We start from the raw sequence: 18311 nt of genomic DNA, 5'->3' as shown, positions 1-18311 counted from the left end.
GGCCGGTGACCCGTAAAGACCCTGTCGATGCGAGCGCATCGACTGACGACATCTCGCCCGATGGGCAGAGACGGACGCGTCGCCGCGCGTCCCCCACGGAGAGTGCGACCCGGCCAAGGGCAGGATCCTGGCGGGGCGGCTGGTCCGCCTACCTGTTCGTCGTCCCCGCCCTGATCCTGTTCATCGGCTTCGTCGCCTGGCCTGTTCTGCGCAACGTCCAACTCTCGTTCTACGGCAACACCGAGATCGACCCGACCCTGCGGTTCGCAGGCATCGACAACTACCGCTGGATTGCCGAGAACCGCGCCACCCTGCTCGCCTTCCGCAATGTGGCGCTCTTCGCCGCGATGACGATACCCGTACAGATGCTGCTCGGCCTCACCCTTGCGATCATGCTCCGGGGGTCCGGGGCAGTGCGCACAGTCATCCGCAGCCTGCTGTTCCTCCCGGTGGTGCTCACTCCTGTCGCCGTCGGCTACCTGTTCGCGGACGTGTTCGAGACGACCAACGGCCTGCTCAACACCACATTGCGATCGCTGGGCCTGGACGCGCTCGCGCACGAATGGCTGGCGGACACTCGCACCGCACTGGCGGTGGTGGCGGCCGTGAACGTGTGGACATGGACGGGGTTCAGCATGGCCATCTACCACGCCGCGCTCGCCGGGATACCGGAAGAGGTGGTGGAGGCCAGCGTCGTGGACGGTGCCAACAGCAGGCAGACAGCCATGCACATCATCGCGCCGCTGCTCCGGCCGGCGCACTTTGCCTTGATCATCTTAGGGGTGATCGGCACGCTGAAGACCTTCGACCTCGTCTATGTCCTCACCCGGGGCGGCCCGGACCATGCCAGTGAGGTGCCCACCACGTTGTTGCTCCGCACACTGCTGGACGGCAGGGACGGCCGCGCCGCAGCCATCGGCACGGTGGTGTTCGCCGTGGCGATGATCGTCACGCTCGTCCAGTTGTGGCTGTACTCACGGAGGCGAGACGCATGACCACCGGATCGCGGCCCGTCGGGCTCACCATCGCGGCAGGTGTCGCCTTCGTGTGGATGCTGCCATTGCTGTACCTAGGCCAGGTGTCCCTGAGTCGTGGGGGCCTGGACAACTATGCGACGGTCCTGTCCACCCAGGGCCTGGGCCGTTACGTGCTCAACAGCGCGATCGTCACGATTTGCGCCATCGTGATCGTGGTGGTCTTCGGCTCGGCAGCGGCGTTCGCGTTCAGTCTCCTGCGCTTTCGCGGGCGGACCGCGATCTACGTGCTTCTGCTCAGTGGACTGATGCTGCCCACCGCCGCCGTCCTGGTTCCCCTCACCCAGATTCACAGCCTTCTGGGCTGGGCGAACACGTACCAGGGCCTGTTCGTGCCCTACGCGGCGCTGGCCCTTCCGTTCGGGCTCGTGCTTCTCAAGAACACCTACGACGCACTGCCGCACGAGCTGCACGAGGCGGCGGCTGTGGACGGCGCCTCCCACGCACGCGTGTTCTGGCAGGTGTTCTTCCCGCTCACCATTCCCACAGTGATCATGGTGGCGCTCTGGACGTTCCTCAGCTCGTGGAACGAGTTCCTGCTCGCATTGATGTTCATGGCAACCGACGACATGAAAACGGTGACCGTGGTTCCGACCAGCTTCCAGCTTCAGTTCTTCGTCGACGTACCCAAGATCTTCGCGTCGCTCGTCCTCATCCAACTACCCATCATCGCCCTCTACGCCCTCATGCAGCGCAGGTTCGAACGAGGCATCGTCGCGGGGGCGGTCAAATGAATCAGCAGGTCACAGTGCGGCTGAACGGCATCCTGGGTGAGCATCTCGCCGCGGCCGTAGCGCAGCTATCGATGGACACGCCCTACTCCGAACGGCTCGTCGTACAGGACGTGGTCCGGGATCCGGAGTCTCCACGCCTCTTCGAGGACTACGCGGGAGACCTCTCCGGCCGGTACATCGACGCCTGTGGTGTCGCCTTCGAACTCGGGCTGCCGTTCGACACCGAGAAGGCGCAGAGGATCCTGACCACCGTCTTGAACACCCAGAATCCCGACGGCTCCTTCGGCCGGCCCGGGGCGGCGGGCATGCTCGACCATGGTCGTGCCTGGGGGCATGGCCGGCTGCTCGCCGGACTGCTCCGGGCAGCGGCGTGGTCAGGCGAGCGGAACGCTCATCGGCTCCGCGACGCCGTGCCCGCACTGGTGCGCTGGTTCGCGTACTCCGCGGACGACTGGGTCGAGTGGCTGGCAGATCCAGTGAACCAGCGTCGCAAGTTTCTCCTCGACTGCTACTCCTGCGTCCTCCCCCTGGTCGAGTACTACCGGCAGTCGGGTGACGAGACGGCACTGCGTACCGCGGGCCGGCTGGCCGCCGCTCTTCCGGATCGGCTGGAGGGCGTCCACATGCACGGCTACCTCCTCGCCTTGCGCGGCATGCTGGAGCTGGGCGTGGAGACGGGGAACGCCGAGCTCTCGGAATACGTGCTCCGGGCCGCCGACCGGGTCGCCACCGGCTTCCTGCTCCCGCACGGTGGCGTGCTCGAAAGCACGACGACCCCCTGGGACATCAACACCGAGGGATGTGGCATCGCCGACTGGGCCATGCTGTGTGCCCGACTGGCTGAGCTCGGACGTGGCCCGCGCCACGCGACGCGGTACGAGCAGGCGTTGTTCAACGCACTCCTGCATGCCCAGCACACCTCAGGCCACTTCGGCTGCGAGACTCGAAACCCCGACGCGACGATGCTCCATGCGGACTACGCCCCTCAGGCATGGTGGTGCTGCACGTTCCACGGCGTCGCAGCCATCGGCTACGTCGCCTCCAGGGCCGCCGTGGTTACGTCAGACGCCGTGGACATCGCCCTGCCCGTCTCGTTCCGGCAGGTCGTCGATCTGGGAGACCACACGATCGACGTGGAGGTGACAAGCGCCTACCCCGACAGCGGTCCGGTCGATGTGCGAGTGAGTTCCACGGGTGATCTGCCCACGATTCTGCGGCTGCGACTCCCCCGGACCTCCGTCCTGCGCCAGGTGCTCCGCGACGGCGAGACCGTCGCGACGCGGTTCGACGGTGACCGGGTGGTCGTGGATCTTCCCGATGGAAAGGCCACGGTGCGTTTCGAGCTCGAGGCCGCTCTGTCGTTCGAAGGCCGAGGCTCCCGCACGTTCCTCCCCATGGCCAACTCGACCGAGCCCGACATCGATCTCACCGAGGGGCCATGGGCGGTCTACCTGGGACCGCGGTTGCTCGCCGCATCGTCGACAACGAACGATCTCGAGGACCTGCTGCGCATTCGCGCGCTTCAGATCTCGCTCCACGACGGCATCGTGCAGGCCGAGGACGGACGTTGGAGGGCGACTGCCTGGGGATACGACACGTTCCGCACCGATGTGACCCTCGAGCCGCTGGCTACCACGGATCGCGGACGCAACGACGCGGCCACGCGCATATCGTTTCCCATTCTGGTCACCTCGCCGCAGTCGGTCCACGACCCCCATGAGCAGCACCCGCACGAGCACTAGTGTCTGGCGTGCGTCATCAGCCGACAGGAAAGACGACGAGGTGTTCGCCGGCACGGAGCAGCTCCACATCGGGGTCCGCATCCGGCAGCACGGAGCTCCTGCGTGCGTGAACACGTAACGGGTGACCGCCAGCATGCCGTCGTCGTGGGGCAGCGTGGCGAGGTAGTAGGCCGCGCCCGCGCCGGCGACGGGGCTGGTGAATGCCGGGGCGCCTCGGATCGTCCGGCGCTGAACCGGGCCACCGCCGTTGCGCCGATCGGCTCGCCGCTGTGATCCAGTGAGACCTCCGGGCCGTTCCGGCGAACGGACGAGTTAGACATCGGCGACCAGGGTGTTCCATGAGCGCACCGCCCTGGCGCCTTACTCGCCTGTGAAACGTTCACGCGGCTCAGTATGGCAAGGGCGTCTACTCATGCCAATGGCCTGTTTCCAGGAATCTTCCAACATAAGACGTTCGACAATGGTGATCTCGCACGGCGGCGCGGCCTTCGGAATCGGCCGCCTCAGCGGCGCCCTGGACTGCGAATTTGGCGCCCATCCACGCCCCCCGCGAGCACCACGAGGGCCGAGTAATCATCTGTAATTGGTACTTGAAAGGTATTGACATCTGTAGATGTCTGAATAGGATGATTTGCGTCGGTGATCGGCGGTTCGTAGGCCCTGTAGCTCACACGCGGCGAAAGTAGGCGTAGCACATGTGCAACATCCAGGCTGGGGATGCTTGCCAGGCCTTACCCGGCCGGCTGCGGTGGGTTCGGTTCGGTGAGCCCGAGGGCCGGGGCTGGCGATGCCCTGCGGCGGAACGGCTGACGGACCGGTTGCCCGCGCGGGCTGAGCGGATGGTGCCGAAACCGGTCTGGAATCTGAGCCGCCACGCCAGTGGCCTGTATTACCGGTTCCGGACCGATGCACGCGAGATCGGGGTGCGGTGGACTCTTCCGGCGGGTCCGATCGCGAGCCCGCACATGTCGGCGTTGTCCGTCAGCGGCGTCGACCTTTACACTGAGGACGAGCACGGCCGGCTGAGGTTCGCGGCCGCCGGCCTTCCCCACCGGCCAGGCGAGCAGACGTGCCTGCTCATCGACGGAATAGCACACAAGCCGAAACGCGAATACCGGCTGTACCTGCCGATGTACAACCGCGCCGACGACGTCGCTGTCGGCGTGGATCCTGGAGCTCGGCTCGAGCTGTCGCCTCCGGATCCGGCACCACCGGTGGTCCACTACGGCAGCTCCATCGTCCAAGGATCGGCGGCGTCACGGCCGGGCATGAGCGTGCCCGCGATCCTCGGCCGGCGGATCGGCCGGCCGGTGATCAATCTCGGCCTGTCGGGCAGCGCGAAGATGGAGATCTCGCTGGCGGTACTCATCGCGGAGATCGACGCCGCGCTGTTCGTCGTCGACGCCCTGCCCAACATGACTGCGAAGCACGTCGCCGACCGGGCGGAACCCTTTATCCGTCACCTACGGGAGCGTCGTCCGGACGTGCCGATCCTTCTGGTCGAAGACCGCACCCGAACCGATGCCTGGTGGCGGCCAGACGCGATGGACGACCATGCCGCCAAACGGGCTGAGCTGCGCAGTGTCTATCGGCGCCTGGTCGAGCAGGGCGATCGCCGGCTGCTTTACCTCGACCATGACGGCATGGTCGGCCGAGACGGCGACGGCACCGTCGACGGTTCGCATCCGACCGATCTCGGAGCACACCACATGCTGCAGCGGCTTGAGCCGATCGTCAGGTCCGCACTTGAGCACGCCGGGCTCACACACGAGCCAGCGACCTGAGGCACACCAGTCACCGGCGCTGACGTCGTCAGCAGGACCCCAGCAGAACGCGGGCCGACTCCGGCGCGCACCGAACACCCGACATATCGCGGCCATTCACACGCCCAGAGGAGATGACATGTCTCGCAGTACCGAACGCACGACGCCATCGGGTGCGCCCACGCGGCGCCGGTTCCTGAAGCAGATCGGCCTGGCCGGCGTCGCCCTAGGCCCGGGCAGCGCACTTCTGGCATCCTGTGTCAGCGGAAGCACTGACGAGCCCGATGACGAGGCCGCGGCATCGCCGGCCGGCGAGATCACAGCCGACAACCCGCTGGGTATCGCCACGGACGGCGAGGTGGAGATCTGGATCTTCGACGGCGGGTTCACCGATGCCTACGCCGTGGAGATCCATGAACCGCTCCTCCAGCAGCGGTGGCCAGATCTGACGATCGACCACCACAAGGCGGTCGACATCGGAGCTGAACTGCAGCAACGTTTCGTCGCGGGCGACCCGCCGGACTTCATCAACAACTCCGGCGACGGCCAGCTCGACACCGCCCAGTTGATCGCCAACGGCCAGCTCGCGGACCTCGGACCACTGTTGGACGCGCCGAGCTGGGACGACCCCGGCAAAACCGTCCGGGAGACATTGGTGCCCGGGACCGTGGAGGTCGGCTCGCGTGGCGGCGTGTGTTACGAGCTGAACTACGCGTTCACGCTGTACGGCCTCTGGTACAACAAGGCGCTCTTCGACACCAACGGCTGGACCGTGCCGCGCACGTGGGACGACATGCTGGATCTCTGCGCCGAGATCAAGTCCGCCGGTATCGCGCCGTGGACCTACCAGGGCCTGACCGCTCCCTACTACATGAACTGGCCGCTGTTGACGATGGCCGCCAAGCAGGGCGGCGTCGAGGTGCTCAAGAACATCGACAACCTGGTGGAAGGCGCGTGGAAGGACCCGTCGGTGCTGGCGGCCGCGGAAGCCATCTACCGGCTCGCCGAGAACGGCTATTTCATGGAAGGCACCGAAGGAATGGAGTTCCGCGACGCGCAGGCGGCCTGGGTGCAAGGCGAAGCCGCGATCGTCCCGGCAGGTTCCTGGCTGGAGAACGAGGAAGTAGACCTCATCACCGCCCGGGGCGACGAGTTCCAGATCGCCTACATGAACGAACCGATCATCGACGAGGCATCAGCGGCCTTGCCGTACGAAACGCTGCGAGCCAAGCCGAGCACTCCGTATGTGGTCCCGGCCGACGCCGCGCACCCCGAAGCCGGGATGGAGTACATGCGGGCGATGCTGTCGAAGGAGGGCGCGCAGGGCTTCACGAACATGGTGAAGAGCTTCACCTCGGTTCTCGGCGCGGCTGACGGCGTGGAGCTCGACGCTCCCGGATTGAGTTCGGCCAAGGACGCCTTCACCGCGGCCGGGGAGAACGTCGTCAACTGGCTCTATCCGCTCTGGTACCCGTCGATGGAGAGCGGCGACGCCGGCAACGACATCAGTGGCGCCACGTTCAAGCTGCTCAAGGGCGACGTCAACCCGGAGGAATGGGCGGACTTGTGCGAAGGCGTGGCCACGAAGTGGCGTGAGGACGACGCGATTCAGCATGAGACGCACGCGTAGCCGGCCGGCAGGCACGTCGTCGGTGGCGTTGCAGCGCGGCAAATACCCGTTCCTCTTGGCGCTGACCGTGCCAGGAGCCGTCATCTACGGCTACTTCATGTTCTCGCCGTACCTGCAGGCGATGTGGATCTCGCTGACCGACTGGGGCGGTTACACGGCCACGATGAACTTCGTCGGGCTCGACAACTTCCGCAGGATGATCGCCGATCCGCAGCTGCTGACGGCGTTGCGGAACAACCTGATCCTCCTGCTCGTCGTGCCGGTTCTGACGCTCGCTCTGGGTCTGTTCCTGGCGTCGATGATCAACGTCGGCGGCCGGGGACGGGCCGGCGCGGTGACAGGTGTCCGCGGCTCGTCTGTCTACAAGGTCGTGTACTTCTTTCCGCAAGTGGTGTCGGTGGTCATCGTCGCCGTGGTGTGGAAGTACGTCTTCGCTCCCGCCAACGCCGGCGGAGTGCTGAACAACGCCCTGGAGGCGATCGGTCTCGGCAGGCTCGCGCAACTGTGGCTGGCGGAGCCGAAGTACCTCATCTGGGTCGTCGTCATCGTCATGACCTGGTCGTTCGCCGGGTTCTACGTCGTCATGTTCTCCGCGGCGATGCAGTCGATCCCCCGCGACATCTACGAAGCAGCGCTGCTGGACGGGTCGAGCAGGTTCACGACATTCCGCAAGATCACCGTGCCCCTGGTGTGGGACACGGTCCAGGTTGGCTGGGTGTATCTCGCCATTCAGGCGATGGACGGGTTCGCCTTGGTGAGCGTCATGCTCGGGACCGGCGGGGGCGTCGAGGGCGCCGGCGACGTGCTCGGCGTGAAGGTGTATCGAGAAGCCTTCACGCCGCCGAACAACTTCGGATATGCGGCCGCGATCGGCGTCGTGCTTCTCCTACTGACCCTGGCGGTTTCGCTGATCTTCATGCGCATTCTTCGCCGCGAACGAGTGGAGCTCGCCTAGTCATGACTGCCACAGAACTGCTGGATCAGAGGCCGGATTCCTCGACGGCACCGCCGTATCGTCCGGGCCACGCTCGCCGGGCAGATCGCATCGTGAGCTTCATCAACGGCGGCTTCCTGCTCGTCTGGGGTTTGATCACCACCCTTCCGCTGGTGTGGGCGATGCTCAGCGCGTTCAAGACGAACGCGCAGTTTCGTGTCGATCCGATGGGCCTGCCCGACGGGCTGGCGTGGGACAACTTCGCCCGGGCCTGGGACGAGGCCAACATCGGCCAGTACTTCGTCAACAGCGTGATCGTCGTGACGATGTCGCTGGCCATGACGATGGTGTTCTCCGCCATGCTTGCCTATGCGCTGGCGCGATACACGTTCATCGGCAGCAAGGTGCTCTATTACGTGTTCCTCGCCGGGCTGATGTTTCCGGTGTTCCTCGCTCTCGTGCCGCTGTTCTTCGTGGTGCGCGACACCGGGAACTGGCCGGTCATCGGCGAGTTCATGGGGCTGAACAGCCACGTCAGTCTGGCCCTGGTCTATACAGCATTCTCGATGCCGTTCACGGTGTTCTTCCTGACCGCGTTCTTCCGCACGCTTCCCGATACCGTCGCCGAGGCCGGAATCATGGATGGCTGCTCGCATTTCTCGCTGTTCTGGCGGGTCATGCTGCCGATGGCCAAACCCGGCCTGGTGAGCCTGGCGCTGTTCAACTTCCTCGGGCATTGGAACCAGTACATTCTCCCCGTGGTGATCATGACCGAAGACGACAAACGCGTCCTGGCCCAGGGCCTGGCCTTTCTCACCACTTCCACGGGCTTCCGGGCGGATTGGACGGCCCTGTTCGCCGGCCTGGTGATCGCGCTTCTGCCGGTGCTGATCGTCTACATCGCGTTCCAGAAGAAGGTTCAGTCGGGCCTCACCGCCGGCCTTCTCAAATGAACCTACGAGGACAGCCATATCCCGAGAATTGATCCTGATGACTTGGCCGGGTTGAGCTCTGAAGTATGACCAATAGCTAGTGGCGTGGCGTAGGGTGGATCATCGAGATCGGGTGATCGGCTGGAAAGCAGGATGGGATGAAGTCCGCGGATGGGGCACGGGGCCACAAGTACAGCATGGTGCGCGAGCGGATCATGGGTCTGCTCGAGGATCTCAACGTCGGCGATCCGATCCCCCCGGAGCGGGTACTCACCGAGGACTGCAATGTCTCGCGGCTGACGGTTCGCCGGGCGGTGGACGATCTGGTTCGCGACGGGTACCTCACGCGGCGGCAAGGAAGTGGCACCTACGTCGCCCGCCCCACCATCACCCAGGCGCCCACGGCGGCGTCGTTCTCGCTCGGCATGCGGCAACGCGGCCTGACGCCGGCCACACGCGTCCTGAGTGTCGAGCACCGCGAAGCCGGCGCCAGGTTGAGCTGGCGGTTGCATGTCTCGCCGTCTGAGCAGGTCATGGTGATCCGGCGGCTGCGCTTGGCCGACGACGAGCCGGTGGCCGTGGCCACCACACATCTCGCCGAGTCGCTGACCCCGGACTTTCCGGCGGACGAGCTGGAACAGCGGTCGCTGTACGAGGTCATCGAGGACCGTTATGGGCTGAAGGTCACCGGGGGCACCCAGACCGTCGAGCCGACCGTCACGAACCCGGCCGAGACGGACGTGTTGAAGGTTCCGCCGTACGCGCCGGCCTTCCTGTTCCGCACCACCACGCACACCGCCGACGGCGTCGTCGTCGAGTTCACCAGGACGGTCTTCCGCGGCGACCGCTACATGATCAGCGCCACCCTCGACATCTCGGCCGCGCCACATGAAGACCTGAGCTATCTGGATCAGGGCGCGCGGGCACCTCTTCTGGAGTAGAGCCCACCCAGTCATCTGCAATTGGTATATCAAAGGTATTGACATCTGTGGATGTCTGATTAGTGTTGATTGCGTCAGCGGCCGAACGACAGAAGGCGGGCCACGATGCACAGCACACCCACCCCCAGCACGTCACCACACACATGTCTTGTGTGGGGATGGGTGCGGCAGCCAGCCCGCCAGAGTTCCACCCAGCCGCATCCGGACACCGCGGCTCGATGGGCGCTGTGAAGAACGGCGCGTCGGCCGACGACGCACTCCGCGATCTCCTGGTCGAGCGGCAACTCGCCGGCACCGTACGAACGACGAGGCAGCAGTCGGTCACGTACATCGAACGCACCCTCACCGGGGACCCGAACTACAGCTTCGGGCTCAGCGACTGGCAGACGGCGACGTTCGACGAGGTCGCGGCCGCGACCAAGGCGGTCGCTGGCGATCTCGTCACCGACGGCGAAGCGGACACGGGCTACATCTCGCCCGAGTGCGCCATCGAGGGCATGTATCGGCACGCGGCCGTGATCCGGCCGTTGGTGCGATCCGGAGAAGCATCGATACTGCTGGCCACCGGTCATCCAACGGGGCTCCTGGAGCACTACGCCGAGCTTGCGAGCGCGTTACGCACGGCTGGTAACCGGATTCTTCGTCCCCTGGACGACCATCGCCTCCCAGGTGCGACGCCTACGCACGCGGCAGGTGAATCAGGGATTCGTTTCGTCAGCGGTGTGGGGTGCGCGTTCGACAACGAGGCCATCCTGCACACGCATCTGCCCGACTACATGCAAGCCATTCTCGCGGAGGCCGCGGCGTCCGCTCAGCGGATCGACCTCGTCATCGCCGATCACGGCATGGCTGGAGCCGCGATCGAGGCGGGCATCCCGACCCTGTCTATCGCCGACGTCAACGACGCCGCGCTCTCCCTCGCCCACACGCGTGGGCGGCACGAGCACATCCTGTGCATCGAGGACAACTTCACTCCCGCGCAGTTCACCCCGGTGACAGAGTTCATTCTCGCGAAAGCCACCGGCAAGCCCCGAGGTTGATCGTCATCCCAAGGAGGTTGGATCCTGTGCTCAATCGCGATTCATCACGCCGGCGCCGGCTCGGCGCAGTACTGTCCGCCGGACTGATCGCGTCGTCGTTCAGCACCGCGCACGGTGCGGAAGTCAGCACGTTCATCGCTCCCCCACCGCATGCCGACATCCTGTTCGCCGATTCAGCTCGTCTCGAGACATTCCGCGACGAGCGTCCGGTCGCGCCGGGGACGACGCTCACCTCGTTCGAGCAGTACGGCCCTGATGCGATCACGGGCGACGCGACGTGGCTGAAGGGCTCGTTGCTGACAGCCGACCTCACCCAGGAGGTCACGCTGGGGCGGGTCTTCCCCGGCAGCGTAGCCAAGCGCGAGGAGCTCTCCACTCAGGCGAATCGAGCCGGCGCGGTTGCCGCGGTCAACGCCAGCTACTTCGACATCGCGAAGTCGGGAGCACCGTGGGGTGTCGCGATCCAAGACGGCGAACTCCTCCAATCGCCGCATATCGACGATCCGAAAGGCTCGTGCCCCGAATGCTCGGTCGTGGTCACCGAGGACGGCATGGCCGCCATCGGCGAGATCGTGTTCGAGGGAACGGTCAGCCTGCCCGACGGCTCCACCGTGCCGCTCGACGCGATCAACAAGCCCAACCTTCAGATCCCTAGCGGGATCATGGCGTTCACGCCGGAGTGGGGCACATACACGCGAAACCGGCCGACGGACGACACTGACGAGAAGATCGAGGTCCTGGTGGTCGACGGCATCGTCGCGTCGGTGTCGGCGCAGCCAGGGCAAGGACAGCTAGAGGAAGGCTCGTTTGCGCTGGTGGGACGCGGTGAGGGCGTGACGCCTCTGGCGAGTCTGGCCGTCGGCGACGCGGTGAGCATCGAGTACGACGTCCGGTCGACCGACGACCAGCGCATCAGGGCCGCCGCGAGCGGGCGGCAGATGCTGGTGGCCGGCGGGGTCCCCTTGAAGCCCAGGATCGCCGACTCCGATCCGGAGCCGCACCCCCGGACCGCGATCGGGTTCTCCGAGGACGGCAGCCGCATGTACATGCTGACTGTGGACGGCAGGCAGCCCGAGTTCTCCACCGGCGTCAGTCTCGATGAGCTCGCCGAGATGATGGTCGAGCTTGGTGCGTACACCGCGTTGAACCTCGACGGCGGTGGTTCCACCACGATGGTCGCCCGCCAGCCCGGGGCCGAGGTCGTCGAGTTGGTGAACCGTCCGTCGGAGATCGACGACGACGAGGTCAGGTCCGGGAATCTCACGCAGCGCCCGGTGCCTGACGGGTTGGGGCTGTTCGTCCCCGAAGGAAGCGGAGACCTTGCCGGATTCTGGTTGGAAACCGCCGTCGAACCCGAGCGGGCCACGGGCGGGGCCTTCGTTCCGCGGCTACGTACCGATCGAGTGTTCCCCGGCCTGACTCGCACCATCACCGCCACCCCCTACGACGAGATGTACTCGCCGGCGGAATTGCCCGCGGAGAGCGGACCGTCCTGGAAGAGCGACGACCCAAGGGTCGGCCGAGTCGACCGGTCTGGTGTCTTCACGGCGAAGGCTCCCGGCGAAACGACAGTGACGGCGTCGCTCGGAAACGCCGAGGGCGAGTTCGGCATTACGGTGCTGGGCGAGCTCGCGCGCATCGAGGCGTCGTCCGAGCAGATCGACCTCAAGGCCGGCGACCCCACCGCCACCTTCGACGTGATCGGGTTCGACGACGCGGGCTACTCCGCTCCGATCGAACCGGCGGACGTCCAGCTGAGCTATGACGAGGCCGCCCTCGACATTGAGGTCACCGACAAGGGCGAGTTCGAAATCAGCGGGGATCTGTTCACCGGGACAGAGCTCGTGGAGCTCGCGGTCGAGGACCTCACCATCACCGTGCCGGTCACGTTCGGGCTGGAGGAGGTCGTCGTCGACGACTTCGAGACCACCGACAGCTGGAACTTCTGGTCACTGCGCGCAAGTGGCGAGTTCAGCGTGACCTCGAACGGTTTTGCCGGATCGGGCGGCCAGCTCGATTACGACTTCACCCAGAGCGGCGAGACTCGCGGCGCCGGCGTGTGGCCGGTCGACGACCTTCTGGAGATAGCCGGTGAACCGGAGGCGTTCAGGCTCAAGGTGAACTCTGACCGGGCCGGTTTGCGTGCGCGGCTTGAGATCGTCGACGCGAATGGGACGTTGCGGACCGTCGAACCGGGGTTCATCGAAGCCACGGGATGGCAAGAGATCACCTACGCGGTGCCCGACAACGTCGTCTACCCGATCAAGCTTCGCCGGATCTACTTCAACGAGATCGATCCCACTGCCAGCTACCACGGAACGACGGTGATCGACGAGCTGAGCGCCCTGCAACCAGAACCGGTCGAGCTCGAGGAGATCGTCGTCGACAGCTTCGAGTCCACCGAGAGCTGGGACCTCTGGACCCTGCGGGCCAGCGGAGAGTGGTCCGGTACTACGGACGGCTTCGCCGGATCGGGCGGACAGCTCACGTACGACTTCACCCAAAGCGATCTGACCCGCGGGATCGGGGTGTGGCCTGCCGACGGCCATTTCGCCGTGCCCGGTAAGCCGACGCAGTTCCAGCTCCGGGTGAAGGCCGACCCACCGGGTCTTCGCGCGCGAATCGAGATCGTCGACGCGCTCGGCGTGCTGAGAACCGTTCAGCCTGGTTTCGTCGAGGAACCGGGATGGCAAGAGCTCACCTATCAGGTGCCCAACAGCGTGGTCTACCCGATCAAGCTTCGCCGGATCTACTTCAACGAGATCGATCCCACTGCCAGCTACCACGGAACGATGGTGATCGACGAGCTGACCGCCTTGACTCCCAAGCCGACCGGGGTGGAACAGAGCGAGCCCGTGACCGATCCGCTCGTCGAGTATGGCACGCAGGGCAAGCCGGGCGACTGGACCTTCGCCGTGGTCTCCGATCTCGGCGTGAGCGCGGATGATCCCGAGGGCGCGGCCGTCCAGGAAGCACGACGCACCCTGGGAGAGATGCGCGATCGCGGCGCCGGCCTGGTGATCGTCAACGGCGGCTTGGTGGCCGAAGGCACGGCTGCGAACTTCGCGTTCGCCAGGCGACTGCTTGACGACGAGCTAACAGGCGTCGACTACTACTACGTGCCGGGCGAGGCCGAGCGTGGCGAAGGGTCACTGGCGGCGTTCGAGGCCGAGTTCGGAACGATTCCGCAGGTGGTGGACCATCGCGGCGTCCGGTTCTTGTTGCTCGACACCACCGAGGAGTCATACCGCAAGAGTGACTGGACACAGCTCCCGTTGATTCGAGACCAGCTCGCCGACGCCTCAAATGACCGGGACATCGCGTCGGTTGTCGTCGTGCAGAGTCTGCCGCTACGCGATGTCGTGCCTCCCTACGACGTTCAGCTCGACGACCGCAAAGAGGCCGCGACGCTGGAATGGTGGCTCACTGAGTTCCGTGAGCAATCGCGCAAGGGCGCGGTGCTGATCGGAGGTGCAGCCGGCGCGTTCAGTGCGCAGCGTATCGACGGTGTTCCGCAGGCCACCAATGGTGCGGGCTCTGTCGCGGCCGTGGCGGACGCAGCCTACGGCGGCTTCGCCGGCTGGTCACTCTGGGAGGTCGGCCGCAAGATCAAGCGAGACGGCATGAGAGTTGAGTTCGTTCCACGCGCCGATTCGCTGACGGTGACCGCGCCGGCGACCGTCGCCGTTGGTTCCACCGCAACGGTCGAGGCGGTCATCACACAGGGAGACGAGGCTGTCGGCGTCGGCTATCCGATGGCGGCGATGTGGTCTGGCTCGAAGAAGGTCCACATCGGATCGGCCAAGGATGCCGGCCGCGATCACGTGGCCGCATTCGATCCCAGGACTGGAACGCTGACCGCGCTGGGTGTGGGGACGATCAAGCTCGGCGTCACGGTCAACTCGCAGACCGAAAACCTGGAGATCGAACTCACCGAATAGTCCGTCCTCCCCGGAGTTTGATCGGCGGTGTGTGGTGGTCTCGCCGGGCCACCACACACTGTTGATCCAGCCGAGCGTGGAGGACGACGTTCGGGCCGAGTATGAGGCGTTTCTCAAGGGCGCACCCCTTCCCGGTCGGGAAGATGGATGACGAGTCGCCCGGCTCTCCCACTGGCGGGTATCGCAGCTATCGATCAGGAATCGAGAAGCGGCCATGGCGGTGCGGATCTAGTGTGACCACCATGGATACCAAACTGAAGGTGAGCGTCATCATGCTCGGCGTGAAGGACGTGGCCCGTGCCAAGGAGTTCTACGTCGACGGCCTGGGATGTGAGATCGAGCAGGACTTCCCCGGCTTCGTCCGGTGCAGCCTGGGCGAGGGATCGTCGTCGCTGGCACTCTACGAATGGGAAGCAGTGGCGCAGGACGCCGGAGTCTCCGCGGAGGGCTTCGGGTTCCGTGGCTCGTCGTTCCACTTCCTCACCGACTCCCGCGAAGAGGTGGACGAGGTCATGCGCACGGCGGTAGCTGCCGGCGCCACCGTGGTCCAGGAGGCGGCCGCCGCCACGTGGGGCGGCTACTCCGGCTACTTCAGCGACCCGGACGGTCATCTGTGGAAGGTCGCCACTGACTCCTGAACACGGTCCGCACGGCCGCTGAACACCGTTGATCTTCCGTGCTTCTGAATTCCACATCCACAAGCTGTTGGACCGCTGGACAAGCGACTCCCTAAAGTGAGTGCTACGTGAGGCCTTGGGCCTACGGCGCGTTCCATCCAGCCCTGCAGAGGAGAGCGCACGACTCGCCCGCGCACCGTTCGAGCTTGATGTCCCGATGCTCGGGTGAGCCGGCCGCCACTCCCCTGTCCGACGATGAGGAACCAGACATGAAGACCTTCGTCCTGCCCGGTACCGAGATCACCGCACCGAACATCGTGCTCGGGCTGATGCGCATCCAGGAGAAGAGCGACGAGGAGGTCCGCACGCTGGTGCAAACCGCGATGGATGCGGGCATCACGTTCCTCGACCATGCCGACGTCTACGGCACTGAACTGCACGGATGCGAACGACGCTTCGCCGAGGCGATGCGCCTCACGCCGTCCGAGCGCGAGCAGCTGGTGATCCAGACCAAGACCGGCATCGTCCGCGACGGCCCGTACTTCGACTTCTCCTACGACCACATCATGCAGTCGGTGCACGGGTCCCTGCAGGCGCTGGACACCGACTACCTCGACATCCTGCTACTGCACCGGCCCGACGCCCTCGTCGAGCCGGAAGAAGTAGCACGCGCCTTCACCGACCTCGCCGACACCGGAAAGGTCCGGGCGTTCGGCGTCTCGAACCACACACCGAGGCAGATCGATCTCCTACGCAAGTACGTCGCCCAACCGCTCGTCGCGAACCAGGTGCAGCTCTCGATCACCCATGCCGCCCTGATCGCGCAGGGCGTCGCCGCCAACATGCAGGGCCTGGATCAGTCCCTCAGCCGCGACGACGGCCTGCTCGACTACAGCCGGCTGCACGACATCACCCTGCAGGCATGGTCGCCGTTCCAGGCCGGATTCTTCACCGGGACCTTCCTCGGCTCCCCTCACTACCCAGAGCTCAACGCCACCGTCGACCGGCTCGCCAAGCAGTATGACGTGCCCCCGGTGGCGATCGCGACCGCCTGGATCACCCGGCATCCCGCCCAGATGCAGGTGGTCATCGGCACTACCAACCCGGAACGTGTCGCCGCCGCGGCGTTGGGTTCCGAACTGCCACTCACCCGAGCCGAGTGGTACGAGCTGTTCCGCAACGCCGGATACACCGTGCCCTAGATGTCAGGACGCTGGACGGTGATTGAAGGCGATCCGGGCATGGGTGAGGGCCGCCGGCAGCGGGAGTGAGCTGGCATCAAGCGACGGCGGTCCCCTCGAGCTCGACCATCTGGCCGGGGATTGCCAGCCGCGTCACCCCGAGCATCGTGGTGGTCGGTGCCACTCGGACGGCGCCCAACCGTGAGGGGCCACCGGGACACCGCGGCCGGCGTGGCCGAGCGACTGCTCATCGACCCGGAGATCGACCTCCTCTCACGTCGGCAGGTCGCTGAGGAGGTGCCCGACACCGTCGTGGCCGAGGTCCGGCGCGCGGTATTCGCCGGACACAAGCTGCGCATCCACTACGAGGCTGTGAAGCGGGCCCCGAAATGGCGCACGGTGGACCCGATCGGCCTGGTCACCGTACGTGAACAGGGCTACTTGCTGGCCACAAGGTCTGGCGCGGACCGAACCTACCGGTTGTCCCGGATCTTGGCTGCAGAGGAACTCGCCGAGCCCGCACAGCGAGCAGACCGGGTCGATCTGGACCGGGAATGGCAGGACCGCAGCACGCGGTTTCGGACCGGTGGCGATCAGGTCACCGTATTGGTACGGGTGGACCCGGCACGGCGGGAGCAGCTGGTGGGCACCGCGCTGGCCGTCCTCGCCGAAGAATCCGACGCGGACGGCTGGCTGCGGCTGGAGGTGACCTTCCAAGATTCGAGACACGCCGAATGGGCGCTGTGGCAGCTCGCCACAAACGCGGAAGCCCTTGCCCCGCAGTGGTTGCGTACCTCCCTGCACCGCCGCGCCGCCGCGATCGCCACCTGCTACCGAGAGTCCTCCTGAGACGTGTGCCCGCGGCGCCGGTGGTTCAGCCGTCGTCGCGGGTTCGGCGGCCGGTACGCCGCAGATCTTCGAAGGCGCCGACCTCACCGAGGTGCCGCAGCTTGTCGGGATTGGCGATGGAGTGGATCGACTGGATCCGCCCGTCGGCGATGTCAAGCGCCATGACGGCGAGCACGCGGTCGTGCGCGTCGATCGCCACCGCACCCGGCTGGCCGTTGACCTCGGTGAGCTGGATGCGCACCCCCCAGCCCGCGAGCGCGAGAATCCCACGCGACAGCGCCTTCGCCACCCGCTGCCGGCCGTAGATCGGCCGCGTCTGTGCCGGTACCTTGCCGCCGCCGTCGGCGTGCATTGCCACGTCCTCCGCCAGCAAATCCTCCAGGCCCGGGAGGTCGCCCTGCTCGGCGGCGGCGAAGAACCGCCGGGCCAGCTCGTCCCGCTGCCGCCGCGACGCGTGATGCCGCGGCCGGCGCTCCCGCACGTGGTTGCGGGCGCGGGCGGCGAGGTGCCGCGCACTGTCCACATCGGTGCCGATGATCTCCGCGACCTCCGTGTACGAGTATTCGAACACCTCGCGCAGCAGGAACGCCGCTCGCTGCTGCGGCGTCAGGTTCTCCAGCAGGACCAGAAAGGCGAGAGAGAGCGAGTCGGAGGTCTCGGCCTGCTCAGCCGGTGACGACTCGGTGGTCAGTGGCTCCGGCAACCACTCACCGACATACCGTTCCCTCCGCGCCCGCGCCGAGCGGAGCTGGTCGATGGCCAGCCGGGTGACAAGCGTGGCGATGTACGCCCGCGGCGAGCTGACCTGTTCGCCTCGCTGCAGGACCTGATGCATCCGAAGGAATGCTTCCTGCACCACGTCCTCGGCTTCGCTGACGCTGCCGAGCATCTGGTAGGCGATGGCCGACGCTCGCGGGCGCAGCTCGTCGTACAGCTCCGAGATGGACATCTCTAGTCAGCTCATTCTCTTGAT

14 protein-coding genes and 2 pseudogenes are annotated in these 18311 nt (G+C 65.9%); 14 read left to right on the top strand and 2 right to left on the bottom strand.

Annotation, left to right across the window (positions count from 1 at the left end):
• Positions 1-5: 5 nt before the first annotated feature.
• The 13 genes from G1H11_RS27260 (at position 6) to G1H11_RS21325 (ending at position 16510) form a co-directional block, all read left to right on the top strand.
• Positions 6-995, top strand: coding sequence for an ABC transporter permease subunit (locus tag G1H11_RS27260; protein WP_163820645.1), 990 nt, complete (start codon positions 6-8; stop codon positions 993-995).
• Positions 992-1768, top strand: a complete 777-nt coding sequence (locus tag G1H11_RS21380) for a carbohydrate ABC transporter permease (RefSeq protein WP_163820644.1) — start codon at positions 992-994, stop codon at positions 1766-1768. Before G1H11_RS27260 ends, G1H11_RS21380 begins: the two co-directional genes overlap by 4 nt.
• Complete coding sequence (locus G1H11_RS21375; RefSeq protein ID WP_163820643.1) at positions 1765-3510, top strand: glycoside hydrolase family 127 protein; 1746 nt, start codon at positions 1765-1767, stop codon at positions 3508-3510. The genes G1H11_RS21380 and G1H11_RS21375 overlap by 4 nt, the downstream gene beginning before the upstream one ends.
• Positions 3511-3612: 102 nt before the next feature.
• Positions 3613-3783, top strand: a complete 171-nt coding sequence (locus G1H11_RS21370; protein ID WP_163820642.1) for a hypothetical protein — start codon at positions 3613-3615, stop codon at positions 3781-3783.
• 422 nt (positions 3784-4205) lie between these two features.
• A complete protein-coding gene (locus G1H11_RS21365; protein WP_163820641.1) occupies positions 4206-5294 on the top strand; it encodes an SGNH/GDSL hydrolase family protein in 1089 nt (362 codons plus the stop codon).
• A 118-nt stretch (positions 5295-5412) separates the two neighbouring features.
• The gene (gene ngcE / locus G1H11_RS21360) at positions 5413-6903 is read left to right on the top strand and encodes an N-acetylglucosamine/diacetylchitobiose ABC transporter substrate-binding protein (RefSeq protein ID WP_163820640.1); all 1491 of its coding nucleotides are present in this window, start codon (positions 5413-5415) and stop codon (positions 6901-6903) included.
• A complete protein-coding gene (locus G1H11_RS21355; protein ID WP_163820639.1) occupies positions 6887-7858 on the top strand; it encodes a carbohydrate ABC transporter permease in 972 nt (323 codons plus the stop codon). Before ngcE ends, G1H11_RS21355 begins: the two co-directional genes overlap by 17 nt.
• A gap of 2 nt (positions 7859-7860) precedes the next feature.
• Positions 7861-8790, top strand: a complete 930-nt coding sequence (locus tag G1H11_RS21350; RefSeq protein WP_163820638.1) for a carbohydrate ABC transporter permease — start codon at positions 7861-7863, stop codon at positions 8788-8790.
• Positions 8791-8927: 137 nt separating this feature from the next.
• Positions 8928-9710 (top strand): GntR family transcriptional regulator, encoded by a 783-nt coding sequence (locus tag G1H11_RS21345; RefSeq protein WP_163820637.1) that lies wholly within the window; start codon positions 8928-8930, stop codon positions 9708-9710.
• A gap of 158 nt (positions 9711-9868) precedes the next feature.
• Positions 9869-10750, top strand: a complete 882-nt coding sequence (locus G1H11_RS21340) for a phosphatase (RefSeq protein ID WP_163820636.1) — start codon at positions 9869-9871, stop codon at positions 10748-10750.
• Between the two features lie 26 nt (positions 10751-10776).
• Complete coding sequence (locus G1H11_RS21335) at positions 10777-14691, top strand: phosphodiester glycosidase family protein (protein ID WP_163820635.1); 3915 nt, start codon at positions 10777-10779, stop codon at positions 14689-14691.
• Between the two features lie 242 nt (positions 14692-14933).
• Positions 14934-15329: a VOC family protein gene (locus G1H11_RS21330; RefSeq protein WP_163820634.1), complete on the top strand. Its 396-nt coding sequence runs from the start codon at positions 14934-14936 to the stop codon at positions 15327-15329.
• Between the two features lie 248 nt (positions 15330-15577).
• Positions 15578-16510, top strand: a complete 933-nt coding sequence (locus G1H11_RS21325; RefSeq protein ID WP_163820633.1) for an aldo/keto reductase — start codon at positions 15578-15580, stop codon at positions 16508-16510.
• Positions 16511-16586: 76 nt separating this feature from the next.
• Here the strand turns inward: G1H11_RS21325 and G1H11_RS27255 are convergent.
• Positions 16587-16694, bottom strand: a pseudogene (locus G1H11_RS27255) (RidA family protein); the annotation flags it as partial.
• 5 nt (positions 16695-16699) lie between these two features.
• Between G1H11_RS27255 and G1H11_RS21315 the strand changes: the two are divergent.
• Positions 16700-17338, top strand: a pseudogene (locus tag G1H11_RS21315) (helix-turn-helix transcriptional regulator); the annotation flags it as partial.
• Between the two features lie 25 nt (positions 17339-17363).
• Here G1H11_RS21315 and G1H11_RS21310 read toward each other — a convergent pair.
• Positions 17364-18287 (bottom strand): RNA polymerase sigma-70 factor, encoded by a 924-nt coding sequence (locus tag G1H11_RS21310; RefSeq protein ID WP_163820632.1) that lies wholly within the window; start codon positions 18285-18287, stop codon positions 17364-17366.
• Positions 18288-18311 lie beyond the last annotated feature (24 nt).

Origin of the sequence: Phytoactinopolyspora alkaliphila, from assembly GCF_010550695.1 — a bacterium.
In the GTDB taxonomy this organism is placed as follows: Bacteria; Actinomycetota; Actinomycetes; order Jiangellales; family Jiangellaceae; genus Phytoactinopolyspora; species Phytoactinopolyspora alkaliphila.
Note: the sequence above shows the minus strand (reverse complement) of the source record. Positions and strands in the feature narration are given on the sequence as shown.

Coding starts and splice junctions, on each gene's coding strand:
- G1H11_RS21355 (WP_163820639.1), top strand. CDS start 6,887: ATGAGACGCACGCGTAGCCGGCCGGCAGGCACGTCGTCGGTGGCGTTG.
- G1H11_RS21375 (WP_163820643.1), top strand. CDS start 1,765: ATGAATCAGCAGGTCACAGTGCGGCTGAACGGCATCCTGGGTGAGCAT.
- G1H11_RS21330 (WP_163820634.1), top strand. CDS start 14,934: ATGGATACCAAACTGAAGGTGAGCGTCATCATGCTCGGCGTGAAGGAC.
- G1H11_RS21350 (WP_163820638.1), top strand. CDS start 7,861: ATGACTGCCACAGAACTGCTGGATCAGAGGCCGGATTCCTCGACGGCA.
- G1H11_RS21380 (WP_163820644.1), top strand. CDS start 992: ATGACCACCGGATCGCGGCCCGTCGGGCTCACCATCGCGGCAGGTGTC.
- G1H11_RS21310 (WP_163820632.1), bottom strand. CDS start 18,287: ATGTCCATCTCGGAGCTGTACGACGAGCTGCGCCCGCGAGCGTCGGCC.
- G1H11_RS21340 (WP_163820636.1), top strand. CDS start 9,869: ATGGGTGCGGCAGCCAGCCCGCCAGAGTTCCACCCAGCCGCATCCGGA.
- G1H11_RS21325 (WP_163820633.1), top strand. CDS start 15,578: ATGAAGACCTTCGTCCTGCCCGGTACCGAGATCACCGCACCGAACATC.
- ngcE (WP_163820640.1), top strand. CDS start 5,413: ATGTCTCGCAGTACCGAACGCACGACGCCATCGGGTGCGCCCACGCGG.
- G1H11_RS21345 (WP_163820637.1), top strand. CDS start 8,928: ATGAAGTCCGCGGATGGGGCACGGGGCCACAAGTACAGCATGGTGCGC.
- G1H11_RS21365 (WP_163820641.1), top strand. CDS start 4,206: ATGTGCAACATCCAGGCTGGGGATGCTTGCCAGGCCTTACCCGGCCGG.